Raw genomic sequence first — 14,388 nt, 5'->3', positions numbered from 1 at the left:
AAACTGATTGTGTTTGGTCACCAACCAGTCTCAGATCTTCAATGTGAGTGAACAACCTTCTTAGATTTCACACCTAGCCATCAAATTTCCTGGCCCTGAGCTTTTCCCTGATCAGAGCCAGCAGCCGGTCTGCGTCATCGATTTCCATGACCACGTCGAGAACTTCCGTGCTGGATGCAATCCAGTGGAACAATTCTCCACTCGCCGACGCAAGCCGCGCCATATCCTTTGACGTGGTGACCAGTTGAAGGCCTTCTTTTTCAGCCTCGGTCAAAAGCGCGCGCGCGTCGGCTTCGGTATATTGATGATGGTCGCCGAACTCGCGGGTCTTTCGAACCTGGTAGCCAAGGCTCTTAAGCGATCCGAAAAACTTGCCGGGTCGCCCAATGCCGGCAAAGGCAAAAAGTTTCGCACCTTCGAGATCGGCGTTCGGCTGCGCACGCGCGTGGGCATGAACGATCGGCAATCCCTTGCGTCCCGCCAGGTGGACCGCTTCCTCTGCTGCATCACCGTCACCGACAAGCACAAGGCAGTCCGTCTTGACGATCTGCTTCAGGGCGGGTGCCCTCAACGGTCCCGCAGGGACACAAAAACCGTTGCCGAAGCCTGTCGCACAGTCGACCAGCACGAGGTTCAGGTCCTTGGTCAGCGACGGATTTTGGAACCCGTCATCCATCAGCAGCACGTCGATATCCAGGTCTTCGGCGAGTTTCGCCCCGGCTGGCCGGTCCGACGAAACAACAACCGTCCCATGCTGCGCCAGCAAAAGCGCTTCGTCGCCAACGTGGTTGGCTCCGTGGACGGACGGATCGACCTGCAGAGGCCCCCTTTCCCGTCCACCATAGCCACGCAGCAAAAAACCGGGCTTATGGCCGTCCTCGCGCAAGAGACCCGCCAGTTCGATTGCAAAGGGTGTTTTTCCGGTGCCACCAACGACAAAGTTGCCGATGCAAATCACCGGCAGCGCGCTCTTGTACTTCGGCTTGGCAAACATTCTCCGGCCGGAGATGGTCCCGTAGAGCCAGCCGATTGGAAACAGCAAAACGGCAAGCAGCGACCGTTGCGGTTGCCACCAGAAATCAGGAGATTTGCTCATCCTCCGCCTCCGCTGAGCGGACGTTGCGCGCATCGCCCAGGTAGGGCTGCAGCAGTTCCCGTGTCTTTGCCAGCGCACCGCGCCCCGCCTCGACGAGTGCCTTGGCCTTTTCGGCCTGAACCCTGACCTCTTCAGGGGCTTGCAGCAAAAGACCTACACGTTCCGCCAGATCCGCCGGCTCGGCGACGCGAAGTGCAGCGCCGCTGTTCCAGAAATCCTTATAGACGGCGCGCGCGTTGGCAACATTCGGGCCGGACACCAGCGCGGACCCTGCCAAAGCCGCCTCGAGCGGATTGTGCCCGCCCGCATCGTTAAAGGATCCACCCAGGAAGGTGACCGGCGCCAAACGATAGTAAAGCCCCATTTCTCCGAGCGTGTCGCCCAGATAGACCTGCGTCGCCGGTTCGATCTCCAAGTCCGCGCTGCGCCGTACAAGGTTCAAGCCGCGCCCGGTTGCGAGGTCTTGAATGTCCGGTGCACGCGCCGGGTGCCGAGGTACCATCACGAGCAACAGATCGGGATAGTCCTGCCTCAAGCGGTCGTATGCATCCAGAACAATCTCGTCTTCACCTGGATGCGTGAGCGCTGCGAGCCAGACCGTGCGATCGCCGATTTGTGACTTGAGTCTTTTAAGTTCCGCTTCGTCTGCAGCCGGTTCAGGCGCATCGAATTTCAGGTTCCCGGGCACTTCAATTTCTGTGCATCCAAGGTCGGCGAACCGGTTGGCATCCGGTTGGCTTTGCGCAAGTACCAGGTCCAGGCAGCGGAAAACGTACCGGGATGTCGCGGGTATGCGGGCCCAATTGTTTCGGGAACTGTCCGAGAGCCTGCCATTCAACAGGACGAACGGTGTTTTTCGAACGTTCATTTCGACAAACAGGCACGGCCAGATCTCGGACTCGACAACCATTGCAAGATCAGGAGACCAATGGTCCAGAAAACGAGCCCAATGCGCCGGCGCATCGTAGGGAGCGAACTGATGGATCGCCCCATGCGGCAAGCGTTTTTCGGCAAGTTCGGAAGCTGTCACGGTTACCGTCGTCAGCAGAACCTTATGGCCTTCCTCAACAAGAAGCGTAATTAGCGGCAAAATCGACGTTGTCTCGCCGACGCTTGCAGCATGGATCCAAACAAGCTTTCCTTCCGGCCGCGTGCTTACCGGCTTGCCAAAACGTTCCCCCTTCCGCGCCACCAGTTCCTTGCCGGATCTGCTCCTCAGCCAGAAAAGCAGGCTGAACAGAGGTGCCGCCAGGCGGGCCAGACCACGGTAAAGACGCAGGAGAAGGGGACGTTGTTCAGCCATCTGACCTGCCGACAAGTTCATAGGCGTGCCTGGTGGCTGCGTTAAGGCCATCTTCGACTTGTTGTCTGAAGCTTTCCAATGCCTCGTCTTCCGTGTCGGCAGGCACCCAGATCAAGTCGCCGACGGCAATGCTGCCGCGACCAAAGGGCAGGTTCACGCTTGCCTTGTCCCAGCTGTTGAGCTCAATGCTGCGGCTTGTTGCGACTGCGACCGGCAGAATTGGGCGTCCGGAATGCTTTGCCAGTTGAACGATGCCTTCTCCAGCCTTCCGCGCCGGTCCCTTGGGAACGTCCGCTGTCATGGCAATGCTGTAGCCGTCGCGCAGCGCCTTGACGGCTTCTATGAATCCTCGCATGCCACCGCGCTTGCGGATCTGGCGCGCATTTTTGCCGCCAGACGCCCGGATGAGCCCAAGACCGAATTTGCTCGCGGCAATCGCATTCACTTCCCCGTCCGCAGACCTGGAGATCATGACCTTGGCCGGCCACTCCCTCGGTTTGGCAAACGGCACCATGAAATGCTGGCCGTGCCACATCGCCACGATGACGGGCAACTGTTTCTCGGTTTCATCGTGCACACCGTCAGGTTTCACAACGAAGCGGTTGGTGTGGTAAACCAGCTTGAGGTAACCGGCGAGCGCGGAGCCGATGCCTGCGAGAACCCAGGGGTGGCGACCGAGGCGTTTGATCATTGTTCTTATCGCCTGAGTTTCTTTCTCGTTACGCTGCCGTTTCCGGATCCAGCAGGCGGTGCATATGAACGATGAAGTACCGCATATGCGCGTTGTCGACTGTCGCCTGCGCCTTGGCCTTCCAGGCCTTGTAGGCTTCCGCGTAGTTCGGATAGATGCCGACAATATCGAGCTGATCCAGATCGCGGAATGTCAGGCCTTCAGGCGATTCCAGCTCGCCGCCAAAGACCAGGTGCAACAACTGTTTCGGGGCGTCAGTATCGCTCATCGGTATCCTCGCTATGTTTTACGCCGTGCCGGCGACGTTTGAAGCAAATCTGCGAGCACGGTGCGCACAGGTCCTATAAGCTCGCTTGAAGCGGCAATCAATGCCGAGTGACCGGTGCGAACACGATTATAAATCAGCTCGTTTCCGGAAAGATCCGTCAACATTCCGCCTGCTTCATGCACCAGGAGGTCCGCTGCCGCGAGATCCCAGTCGCTCGGTCCTCCGCGGGCAACCCCGACATCTGAGGACCCTGCAGCTACGGTCACGAGCCGATAGGCCAATGACCGGAATATTTCCGCTTTTTCGAACCCGGCGGCAATCACATCTATATTCGAAACAATCGAATGCGGCCCCGAGAGCGTCGCACCTTCCACCGTTCGTTGACCGGACACCTGTATCTTGTTGCCGTTCAATGATGCCCCCCCGCCGCGTTGGGCAACAAACATTTCCTCGCGCCGCGGACAATAGACGCACCCGGCGACCGGACGCCCGTCTTCAACCACCGCAACCGAAACCGTCCACTCGTCTCCCCCGGCCAGAAAGGCGCGCGTTCCGTCAATCGGATCGACAATGAAGACCCGCCGGAAATTCAACCGTTCCTTGTTGTCGGCGGTTTCCTCCGAAAGCCAGCCATAGTTCGGCCGGGCGCCCAGCAGCCGGTCGGCGAGAAACCGGTCGACGGCAATATCGGCTTCCGACACGGGTGATTTGTTGCCCTTGAACCAGGTTTCGAGCCCTTGTCCAAAGTAACTCATCGCAAGCGCACCAGCCTGGCGCGCCGTCGTCTCCAGAAGTTCAACGTCCGCTGAAAGAGGCCGATCGTATGTGTCCTGATCAGTTTCCGGCAAGCGCCATTCCTTCAATCATGACGGAGGGCGTTGCTGCAGAGTAGCGGTTGTCGAGGTCGCTGCCGGGCACAAGGCGCTGAAACATGTCATTCAGATTGCCAGCGATGGTAATTTCACTGACTGGCTCAACGATTTCACCATTTTCGAACCAGAAACCGGCGGCGCCGCGTGAATAATCGCCGGTAATGCCGTTTACACCATGGCCGATAAGATCGGTGACAAGCAATCCGCTGCCGGTTTCCGCCATCAGCTCTTCCATCGATTTTTCGCCCGGCATCAGGGTGATATTCGTGGCCCCCGGCGAGGTTCCGCTGCCGCTGCGATGCGCGCGGGCGTTCGGTTTCAATCCGAGTTCGCGCGCCGAAGCACCGTCCAGGAACCAGTGTTGCAGGACGCCGTCCTCGATCATGTTCAGGACCGAGGCAGCCGTTCCCTCACCGTCGAAGGGGCGGGTCGCAGCACCGCGGCGCTTGAAGGGATCGTCGACGACCTGAATACCGGGCGCAAAAATCGCCTCGCCCATACGGTCCTTGAGAAAACTGGTCTTGCGGGCAACCGACGCCCCATTGATGGCACCGGACAGGTGGCCGAGAATGCTGCGAGCCGCCCGGGACTCGTAAATCACATTGGTCGTGCGTGTGGACAGCTTTTGCGGATTGAGGCGGCGAACCGTGCGTTCGCCCGCACGGCGGCCGATCTCCGCAGGCGCATCGAGATCTTCAAAGTAGGTTCGGCTGTCGAAATCGTAGTCACGCTCCATCGCGGTCCCGTCCCCGGCTACCGCTGTCATGGACATACCGTAGCGGGACGTCATATAGGCGCCCTGAAATCCGTGACTGGTGGCAAGCACAACACCCGCCAAGCGCCAGGACGCGCCGGCACCACCAGACTTGCTGACGCCCTTGACCGCAAGCCCGGCAGCTTCCGCTTCAAGCGCAATCTCTGCCAGCTCGTCTGCGGTCAGTTCCTTGGTATCGAGAAGCTCAAGCGACGGCAGATCCCTGACAAGCAAGCCGGGATCGGCCAGACCCGCATAAGGATCTTCAGGTGCGACCTTGGCCATCGCAACGGCCCGTTCTGCCAGCGTGTCCGGATCATCAAGCTGATTTGCGGAGACGGCTGCGGTCCGTCCACCGACAAACACGCGCAGGGTTACGTCGTCGCCTTCCGCGCGCTCGGTCTCCTCGACCTGTCCTTCCCGGACATCGACCGACAGGGAGACGCCTGTCACCGCGACAGCGTCGCAGGCATCCGCCCCGGCCTTGCCGGCTGCTTCAACGAGGCGCACAGCGCGCGACTGCAATTCACTTTGATCAATCAATTCCGACATAAATTCCGCCTCGATGGGTCTGTTGCTTCCGCCCCGCTCCGGTTGTTTACGCCCAGCGCCCGGGCTCCGCAACAATTTGCGGTGAAACAAAGGCGAGACGTCTTTGTCAGCCCATTGATCGGACTTTGGAATTCCTGCATCGGCCCATTTTCGCCACAGGCATGAACGGGACGTAAGCGTCGTGATTACTTTCCAGTAACCCTCTTTAAAATCACAGTTTTTTAACTCTATCTCTTAAGTGGTTCACGACCATTCTCCGGTACCTTCAGGTGCATCAAGAGGCCAAAAGGCCCGACGGAGAGTCATTTGAGACGTCAAACAGAACAACAGGCAGCAGCGGCAACCGGGAATACTGCAGAGACAATACTGCACCCCGGTTGCTTGCCGGTGCAATTTGAGCAAAGACTCGAATCCCGTCCTGGAACTCCTTCCTTTCCTGCAGAGATTTTTCTGGACCAGAACCGCGCGGTCATCAAACGCCGGGTCGCGGGCGTACCGGTCAGGGTCGTTGTCCCGGCCAGCGGATTTGACGGTGTCATGGTACGCGTGACACCTGGCCAGGTTCCGGGTGAAATTGTCGCCGCGCTGATCCTGAAACATCCGGACAGCGCCCTGTCGATCAAACTGGCAGAAACCGCAAATTCAGACGATCTGGCGGTTCTTTGGAGCCGTTGGGCACAGACACTGCAATTGCCGATGCTGGTTTGTGATCTGGGCGGTCAGGTCAAGCCGATCGATGCCTTCAGCGCCAATCCGGCGGCCAAGCCTGCACCGCGCCGCAAGATGCGCCTGCTGACGGGTCGCCGCCCGCGCTTTTTAAACAAGCGTGCCGCCGCACGCCTTCCCGAGCGCCCGCTGAACTTTGCGCACGAACGGGAAATCATCGCCCGTACCTGAGCAAAGCTGCCGGCGGTTACAGCCACCCGATAAACGCATCCAGAACAAAGCCTGCGAACAGGATCCAGCCGTAAGTCGTGTTGGACCGGAACAGTTTCAGGCACTGGTCGCTGTCATCGATGTCGAGCACAACGACCTGCCAGGCAAGATGAACACCCCCGGCGAGAATGCCGACAAATGCAAGAGGTCCGGCGTCTGCAAACATGGCCGCCAGGGAGAAAAGCACGGTCGCCAGCGCATACAGGACGATCAGCGCCGGCTTCGTGCGATCGCCGAACAGGCGTGCGGTTGACTTCACGCCGACAAGGGCATCGTCTTCCTTGTCCTGGTGCGCATAGATCGTGTCATAGCCGATCGTCCAGCAAATGCCGCCTGCATAGAGCAGCATCGGCGTTGCGGCGAGCGCTCCGAATTCGGCAGCCCAGCCCATGAAAGCCCCCCACGAAAACGCAAAGCCCAGGAAAAGCTGAGGCCAATCGGTGAAGCGCTTCATGAACGGATAAATCGCGACGGGGAACAGGGCCGCAATACCGAGTGCTATTGAAAACAAATTGAACTGCAAGAGCACGGCCAACCCAACCAGGGCCTGGGCTACCAGAAAAATCCTTGCCTGGTTCTTAGTCACCTGGCCGGCAGGAATTGGCCGCGAACGCGTGCGTTCGACTTGGGCGTCAATATCCACGTCCACAAGGTCGTTATAGGTGCATCCGGCACCACGCATCGCAACAGCGCCGACAAAGAACAGAACAAGATGCCAGGGATTGGGCCAGCCATTTCCAGCGGCAATCGCCGCGAGCGCGGCCGACCACCAGCAGGGCCACAACAACAGCCACCAGCCGATAGGCCGCTCCCACCTTGCAAGACGGGCATACGGGCGCATGGCGGCAGGCAGTTTTGTGTCGACCCAATGCCGTTTGACAGCATCGGCAACTGGCCCGGTATCCTTCGTGGAAAAAAACATCTTGCGCCCTCTGTGACTTCGGACCTTCTACAAAAATTCGAGATGGAATCCATCCCGCAAATCACTTTAGTCTCGCCGATGTGGGCCTCATCCAGGGTATCCTTGGCCAACCGTTCCGGAGCACACCGTGATTTTACCACCCAATCGTTCGAGCGCTCTTTTCGTCGCCATCGTTTTAGGCGTGTTGAGCGTTGCGACCGTATCGTCAGCACAAAATCCGCCTTCGCCACCGCCGCGTCCAGATGACGCTTCGCCGCCCCCAAGGCCCGGTGACGCGCCACCACCACCCCGCGCGGGTGATCGTGCGCCTCCGCCCAAACCGGGAAGCGGTGGACGGGAGCTTACCGAAAGCAGTCTGAGCAATCAGGGCGCGTACAGCGTCACTGGCGAAGTTTGGGCCGACAACTGGTTCAAGCTTTACATCAACGGTGCACCGCTTATCGAAGACAGCGTTCCGATCACGACCGAACGATCCTTCAACGCGGAAAGGTTTGCGTTCCAAACCGACTTTCCGATGACAATCGCCTTCGAATTCCGCGATTTCATGGAGAACAGCACCGGCCTGGAATATGTCGGGACACGGCGTCAGCAGATGGGCGACGGCGGTGCAATTGCCCAATTCAGGGACGTTGCGACGGGTAAACTTCTGGCGGCAACCGGTTCCGACTGGCGCTGCATTACGGTGCAGTCCGCCCCTCAAGACCGATCGTGCGAACGGGAAAGCAATCCCGCGACCTCGCTGGCCAATTGCGCCGAAACGCTCACACCGGTTTCCGGCGACTGGATGACACCGGGCTTCGATGACAGCGCATGGTCCGGCGCGACTGTGCATAGCGCGTCGGCGGTGAGACCGAAGGGTGGCTACGATCAGGTCAAATGGGACCCTGCTGCAAAACTCATCTGGGGGCCGGACCTTCAGAAGGACAATATCGTGTACTGCCGGATCACGGTCGGCGGATAACACCTCGTCCGTCTCCCCGGAGACCAAATCTCCGGGGAAAACACCTCCCAAAAGATCCAGATCTCCGGTCATCGCGTTCATCCAATTGCGGCAGCAGGTTGCTCGTGTTAGACCGCGCATCTGCAAGGCTGACCGCCCAAAAGTCAGCGATATGGACCGTTTGAAGAGATCGGCGATAGATGAAACTCCTGCTTATCGGATCCGGCGGGCGCGAACACGCCCTGGCCTGGGCATTGGCGAAATCTCCTAAACTCACCAAGCTATATGCAGCACCGGGGAACGCCGGCATCGCCGAGGTGGCTGATCTTTCCGATATCAATGTGTCCGACCATGACGCGGTGATCGGCTTTTGCCGGGACATGGGGATTGACCTTGTCGTGGTTGGTCCCGAAGCCCCTCTTGTTGCCGGGATTGTTGACGATCTGGAGGCTGCCGGCATCAAGGTGTTCGGACCCAGCAAGGCCGCGGCGCAACTGGAGGGCTCCAAGGCATTTACAAAAGGCGTTTGCGACGAGGCGGATATACCGACCGCCGGATACGGCCGCTATTCCGACCGCGACTCCGCCGTTGCTTACCTGAATGAGAAAGGCGCACCGATTGTCGTCAAGGCCGATGGTCTTGCAGCCGGAAAGGGTGTTGTGGTCGCACTCACCGCACAAGAGGCTGTAGATGCTGTAAACGACTGTTTCGAAGGCACTTTCGGCGACGCCGGGGCTGAAGTCGTCATCGAGGAGTTTCTGCGCGGCGAGGAAGCCAGTTTCTTTGTCCTGTCAGATGGCGAAAATGTCTTGCCGCTTGCCACGGCTCAGGACCACAAGCGCGCCTTTGACGGCGATGAAGGGCCGAACACGGGGGGCATGGGCGCCTACTCCCCAGCACCGGTCCTGACCGACGAACTTGTTGCGCGCGTGATGAACGAAATCATCGAACCGACGATCAAAACCCTGGCGCAGCGCGGAACACCTTTTAAAGGTGTCTTGTATGCCGGTCTGATGATCACTGCCGACGGACCCAAGCTGATCGAGTACAACACCCGCTTCGGCGATCCGGAATGCCAGGTGCTGGTGATGCGCCTCAAAAGCGACTTGCTGGAGCTTATTCTTGCCAGTGTCGAAGGGCGGTTGGCAGACACGGCAGCCGAATGGCACGAGGACGTGGCACTGTCTGTGGTCATGGCGACGAAGGGTTATCCATCCGGCTACGAAAAGGGCAGCGAAGTCAGAGGACTGGATGAACTCCGCTCTGAAGTTCTTGAGGTTTTTCATGCGGGAACCAAGCAAGAAAGTGGCCGTATCCTGGCCAATGGTGGCCGGGTTCTGAATGTCACCGCGCTTGGCCAAACGGTCGCTGATGCCAGAGAACAGGCTTACGCGGCAATCGAGAAGATCGACTGGCCGGAGGGATTTTGCCGCAGTGACATCGGATGGCGTGCCATTGAACGCGAACGGTCAGAACAATAACTGACTGTCCCGCGTCAGCGCGCAATCGAAGGATCGCTTCGGCTGATCTGACAATTTCAGCTTGGCAGTGTTCAAGACGTGCAGCTAGTGTTCTCCCGGCAACGACCTCGGGAGAGCAGCTTGAGCACGGAATTGCCGGATCTTTATCCTGGATTTGAGACCAGGATCGTCGACGTAAAGGGCATGCGCCTCTTTAGCCGGATCGGCGGTTCCGGTCTGCCACTTCTTCTATTGCATGGGTATCCGCAATCCCATGTAATCTGGCACAAGTTCGCGCCCGAGCTTGCCAAACACTTCAAGCTGATCATGCCGGATCTGCCGGGTTACGGTAATTCGTCCATCCCCCCGATCCGCACCGATTACGCGAATTACTCAAAGCGGGCGATGGCAACAGCGGTGCTTGACATGATGCGGGCCCTTGGCCACCAGGAGTTTTACCTGGCCGGCCACGATCGCGGCGGTCGGGTCGGATACCGCCTTGCGCTCGATCATCCGGAGGCGGTGCTAAAGCTGGCCGTTCTCGATATCCTGCCGACATCGGATTACTGGGACCGGCTCGATCGCGAATTCGGGCTCGCCGTCTACCACTGGATGTTCCTCGCCCAGCCATTTCCGTTTCCGGAAAAGATGATTGCTGCTGCACCAATACGGTTTCTCGAACACACACTGGCAGGCTGGACTGCGGAAAAGAGCCTCGACTGCTTTACCGATGAAGCGCTTGCACATACGCGCGACTGGTTTTGCGAGCCGGACCGGATTTCAGCTACCTGCGAGGACTATCGGGCGGGCGCCACGCTTGATTACGAGCACGACAAGACCGACAGGGAGGCAGGAAAGACCATAAAGGCTGACCTGCTCGCGCTTTGGGGTGACAAGGGAATTGCAACGAAGGTCGACGACCCGCTTGCAATCTGGCGCACCTGGTGTCCGCATGCGCAGGGCGCTGCCCTTTCCTGCGGTCACTTTCTGCCCGAGGAAGCCCCGCACGAAACCTGTGAAGCTTTGCGAAGGTTTTTTGGCTCTTGATCTTGCTTGCTCGAATGATCTCGAGAAATGCAAAACAAGGTTAACGAATTGATTTTCCGCTCTCGGCCATGCCTTAAACTTTCATGACTTAGTAATTGATTGCTTAATACCAATTCGGGCGACCATTCAATCCAATTTAACTATTCGTCTTTATTAAAGAAATCGGCGATGAATGCTTTCACCTCAACGTTGTACCGCTCTTTTGGACAACGCACCGAAAGCAGGTCATGCCGATTGGTTCGCGGCTTCGGCTGCCGGGGGTATTTGTGCTGGGCATGGGCAAGAAAGGTCCGGGGAATCGGGAGAACCTGCGGGGTGAAGAACCGCGCCGGGAACAATCCACTCGTCTTCTCGACACCCTCGTGGCGAAGCTTTGCCCGGACGATTCCAAGTTCGAAAGACCCCTCAGGATTGTCTTTCTTTCCTTTCTTGCGCTCACGGTCTGCGTTCTGACTGTCCAGAACTTTGTTTCGGAATACCGGAATTTGCGGGAACCTCAGGACGTGATCGTCAAAACCGCAGAGCGACTGTTGCTGCAGCAAAAGGCGCTCGGGTCCGAGACACTGGACGAGATTGTCAAAACAATCGGTTCGAACAGCGAGCTTCAGGACGCGATCCGCGAAAGAAACCATCAGAAAATCAAACAGATTGCCGACAGCCAGCTTTCCCTCAGGTTCGACAGCCTCAACATTGAAGAGTTTTCAATCTATGCCGCGAACAGGGAACGCGTTTACCCCGCTGAAGGCACATCTCCCCTGGAAGCGCCCGGAACGGCATTCAAGTCAGACATGACTGAAGCCCTTTTGAGCCGGACCAACGGTATTGAATTCGGACCGGACAATCGCTTCGTTGTCAGCGTCTTCCGGCCCTGGGTCTCGGACGGTCAGCTTCTTGGATATCTGAAACTTGCGATCGGCATCGAGCGATCGCTTGCGCTCGCCAGTGCTGCGGTCGACGCCCAGATCGTGAAGATATGCGAAGTGCCTGCGACGGAAACCGGTCAAACCGAAGCAGCCAGTTACAAGGTTCTGGGAAATCTTGCGCCGACAGGTTTCAATCTCGACGTTTTCACAACAGATGGCACGAACCTTACGAAAATCAGCCCATTCTACCTGCAAGACGGCAAGGTCTTCATGGTGCGTGACTTGCCGATCGCCATTTCGCAGCGAGATCACGTATCCAGACTTCTGCTGGTCAAGGACATCACCCAAAACGTTTGGGCGTCTCTCAACGGCATATTGATCTCGATCCTTGCAGGGACCGGACTGACGCTCATCGCCTGGGCGGTCATCCATCGCCTCCTCACACGCTTGCAGTCATCTGTCCTGGTGACGCGCACACGCTTGGAAGCCGAGGTGCGCAACCAAACGGAAAAACTGGAGCAAAACGCAGCCAAGCTCCTCGAAGCCCAGCGCATTGCCACCGTCGGCAGCTGGGAGCGGGACGTTGTCACCAACGAGGTCAACGCGACGGAAGAGTATTTCCGGATCATGAATATCCCGGCAGATCTGCCGTCGGAGAAAATCATCGAACGGGTCTATGCTCAAATTCCCGAAAATGAGGGACAGGCCGCAAAGCTGATGGTTCAACGTGCCATCGACACGTGCAGTGAATTCGACTTTGAGCACTCACTCGTTCCGGACAACGGCCCTGCCCGCTCACTGCACATCCGTGGTTACGTTCTTGCCGGTCAGGACGGAAAAGCCTCCAAGGTTGTCGGCACCGTTCACGACATTACCGACCGCACCGAGGCGGAACGGAAGAACAATCTTCTCGCCAAGATTTTGGAATCGTCGCTGAACGAGATCTACATCCTGGATGCGCAGACATTCCGCTTTGAACACGCCAACAGGTGCGCCCTCAGCAATCTCGGCTATGGGATCGGCGACTTCAAGTCGCTGCATCTTTGGGACATCAACCCGATCTACAATGAGGAAACGATCCGGCGTCAGGTCAGACCGCTTCAGAACGGCGAGCTTGAGGGCGTTGCGGCTGAGTGTTTGCACAAACGCAAGGACGGTTCCGAATATCCCGTGGATTTGCGCATCCAGTTGCTCCGGGACGCGGATCAGGACCTTTATGTCATCATCGCAAACGATGTGACCGAGAGAGTTCTGAGGGAAACCGAAACACGGGAGGCACGCGTCCGTGCGGAGCGTCTGGCCTATTTCGACCCGCTTACCAAGCTCTCCAATCGCGCCGGATGCCAGCGGGATGCAAAGTCCCGCTTCGCCAAAGAAGATAAACCGGCCTTTTTGGTGCATGTCGACATGGACAACTTCAAGCGCGTGAACGATACGCTTGGGCACCTTGCCGGCGATTATTGCCTTGAAGAAACCGGACGCAGGCTGCGTGAAGTGTCGCGCGGGCTCGGTACACCCTACCGGTGGGGCGGCGACGAGTTTGTCATCATCGCGGAATCCGGCAAATCCGACCCGAACGAGCTTTGCGAGCGCGCGCGCCGTCTCATGCGTATGCCGATGGAGTTCAACGGAACCAAATTCTGGCCGACCGTCAGCATGGGCATTGCCCTGTGTCCCGAAGACGCTCTCAACTTCGAAGACCTGCTCTTCAACGCGGACCTGGCGCTGTATCAGTCGAAGGAAAACGGCAAGGACCGCTTCACCTTCTTCAGAAAAGACATGAAGACGGACAGCGAGACGGAAGCCAGGATCGAGCGCGAGCTTCAGGACGCAGTCAAGAACCACCAGTTCTTCATGGTGTTCCAACCCCAGGTCAATCTGCGGTCACAAACCGTGACGGGCATCGAAGCCTTGATCCGGTGGGACCATCCGGAACGCGGGATCATTTCGCCTGCTGACTTTCTGCCGATTGTCGAAAAGACCAGCCTTGCACCCGTCTTGGGCGAGATCATCATCGACAGGGCGCTCACAGCGGCGCGCTACTGGCTGGATCAGGGGCTCGAGTTCGGCCGGATCTGCGTGAACGTCTCGCCCGCCCACCTTGCCTCGGGCTTGCTTGTCGATCACTTCAAGGCGGCAATGTCGAAACACCGCATCGAACCGCACATGGTGACGGCAGAAGTGCTTGAATCGGTATTTCTGAGCGACAACCGGTCGGGACATCTTGAAGCGCTGCGAGAACTCTTTGAGCTCGGCGTTCACATCGAACTGGATGATTTCGGCACGGGATACGCCTCGCTGACCCATGTGGCGGACCTGCCGATCAACGGCCTGAAAATCGACCGTTCCTTTACGGCTCAGATGATCGAGGATGCCAAGAAAGAAGCGGTCGTCAACCAGCTCATCCACCTTGCGCGCTCGCTCAACATCTCAATCGTTTGCGAAGGTGTCGAAACGGAAGCGCAATATGACCGCCTGCGCATGATGGGCGACTTCTCAATTCAGGGCTTCCTGATTGCAGAGCCGATGACGCTCGACCGGATGACCGACTGGATGACAGAGACGTCCGACGATCTTTACTTCGTCGTGTGACCCGCCCGGAGGCCACCCTGCGCCTGACTGCCCCAGGATTAAGCTTGTTCCCTATCAGTTCTTGGAATTGAGCCCTCCGGTCCCCATCTGCC

Annotated in this window: 13 protein-coding genes; 5 read left to right on the top strand and 8 right to left on the bottom strand. The window is 58.2% G+C overall.

The genetic code is table 11. From position 1 onward, the window contains the following. Positions 1-73 precede the first annotated feature (73 nt). The 6 genes from lpxK to RBB47_RS28860 are packed head-to-tail and all read right to left on the bottom strand — an operon-like array spanning position 74 to position 5,536. Entirely contained in the window at positions 74-1,096 is a 1,023-nt protein-coding gene (gene lpxK / locus RBB47_RS28885; RefSeq protein ID WP_305989396.1) for a tetraacyldisaccharide 4'-kinase, read from the bottom strand. Beyond that, complete coding sequence (locus RBB47_RS28880; RefSeq protein ID WP_305989395.1) at positions 1,080-2,399, bottom strand: 3-deoxy-D-manno-octulosonic acid transferase; 1,320 nt, start codon at positions 2,397-2,399, stop codon at positions 1,080-1,082. Before RBB47_RS28880 ends, lpxK begins: the two co-directional genes overlap by 17 nt. Further along, positions 2,392-3,090, bottom strand: a complete 699-nt coding sequence (locus RBB47_RS28875; protein WP_305989394.1) for a lysophospholipid acyltransferase family protein — start codon at positions 3,088-3,090, stop codon at positions 2,392-2,394. The genes RBB47_RS28880 and RBB47_RS28875 overlap by 8 nt, the downstream gene beginning before the upstream one ends. A gap of 28 nt (positions 3,091-3,118) precedes the next feature. Then, entirely contained in the window at positions 3,119-3,358 is a 240-nt protein-coding gene (locus tag RBB47_RS28870; protein WP_305989393.1) for a DUF4170 domain-containing protein, read from the bottom strand. 11 nt (positions 3,359-3,369) lie between these two features. Further along, complete coding sequence (locus tag RBB47_RS28865; RefSeq protein WP_305989392.1) at positions 3,370-4,206, bottom strand: 3'(2'),5'-bisphosphate nucleotidase CysQ; 837 nt, start codon at positions 4,204-4,206, stop codon at positions 3,370-3,372. Beyond that, the gene (locus RBB47_RS28860; RefSeq protein ID WP_305989391.1) at positions 4,193-5,536 is read right to left on the bottom strand and encodes a TldD/PmbA family protein; all 1,344 of its coding nucleotides are present in this window, start codon (positions 5,534-5,536) and stop codon (positions 4,193-4,195) included. The genes RBB47_RS28865 and RBB47_RS28860 overlap by 14 nt, the downstream gene beginning before the upstream one ends. A gap of 306 nt (positions 5,537-5,842) precedes the next feature. On the opposite strand from RBB47_RS28860, the gene RBB47_RS28855 reads away from it, so the two are divergent. Continuing rightward, on the top strand, positions 5,843-6,433 hold the full coding sequence (locus RBB47_RS28855) for a DUF6101 family protein (protein ID WP_305989390.1): 591 nt from the start codon (positions 5,843-5,845) through the stop codon (positions 6,431-6,433). 16 nt (positions 6,434-6,449) lie between these two features. Here RBB47_RS28855 and ubiA read toward each other — a convergent pair whose 3' ends face one another. Then, on the bottom strand, positions 6,450-7,394 hold the full coding sequence (gene ubiA, locus RBB47_RS28850) for a 4-hydroxybenzoate octaprenyltransferase (protein ID WP_305989389.1): 945 nt from the start codon (positions 7,392-7,394) through the stop codon (positions 6,450-6,452). A 127-nt stretch (positions 7,395-7,521) separates the two neighbouring features. Between ubiA and RBB47_RS28845 the strand changes: the two genes are divergently transcribed. The 3 genes from RBB47_RS28845 to RBB47_RS28835 all read left to right on the top strand — a co-directional run bounded on the left by RBB47_RS28845 (position 7,522) and on the right by RBB47_RS28835 (position 10,841). Then, entirely contained in the window at positions 7,522-8,355 is an 834-nt protein-coding gene (locus RBB47_RS28845) for a PEBP family protein (RefSeq protein ID WP_305989388.1), read from the top strand. A 179-nt stretch (positions 8,356-8,534) separates the two neighbouring features. Beyond that, on the top strand, positions 8,535-9,815 hold the full coding sequence (gene purD, locus RBB47_RS28840) for a phosphoribosylamine--glycine ligase (protein ID WP_305989387.1): 1,281 nt from the start codon (positions 8,535-8,537) through the stop codon (positions 9,813-9,815). 120 nt (positions 9,816-9,935) lie between these two features. Then, on the top strand, positions 9,936-10,841 hold the full coding sequence (locus RBB47_RS28835) for an alpha/beta fold hydrolase (protein WP_305989386.1): 906 nt from the start codon (positions 9,936-9,938) through the stop codon (positions 10,839-10,841). A gap of 140 nt (positions 10,842-10,981) precedes the next feature. On the opposite strand, the gene RBB47_RS31060 is transcribed toward RBB47_RS28835, so the two are convergent. Further along, complete coding sequence (locus RBB47_RS31060) at positions 10,982-11,473, bottom strand: hypothetical protein (RefSeq protein ID WP_371932871.1); 492 nt, start codon at positions 11,471-11,473, stop codon at positions 10,982-10,984. Between the two features lie 156 nt (positions 11,474-11,629). Here RBB47_RS31060 and RBB47_RS28830 point away from each other — a divergent pair, with 156 nt between their 5' ends. Then, the gene (locus RBB47_RS28830; protein ID WP_371932870.1) at positions 11,630-14,296 is read left to right on the top strand and encodes a putative bifunctional diguanylate cyclase/phosphodiesterase; all 2,667 of its coding nucleotides are present in this window, start codon (positions 11,630-11,632) and stop codon (positions 14,294-14,296) included. Positions 14,297-14,388 lie beyond the last annotated feature (92 nt).

The sequence above is a fragment of the Roseibium sp. MMSF_3544 genome (genome assembly GCF_030732845.1).
GTDB lineage: Bacteria > Pseudomonadota > Alphaproteobacteria > Rhizobiales > Stappiaceae > Roseibium.
Note: the sequence above shows the minus strand (reverse complement) of the source record. Positions and strands in the feature narration are given on the sequence as shown.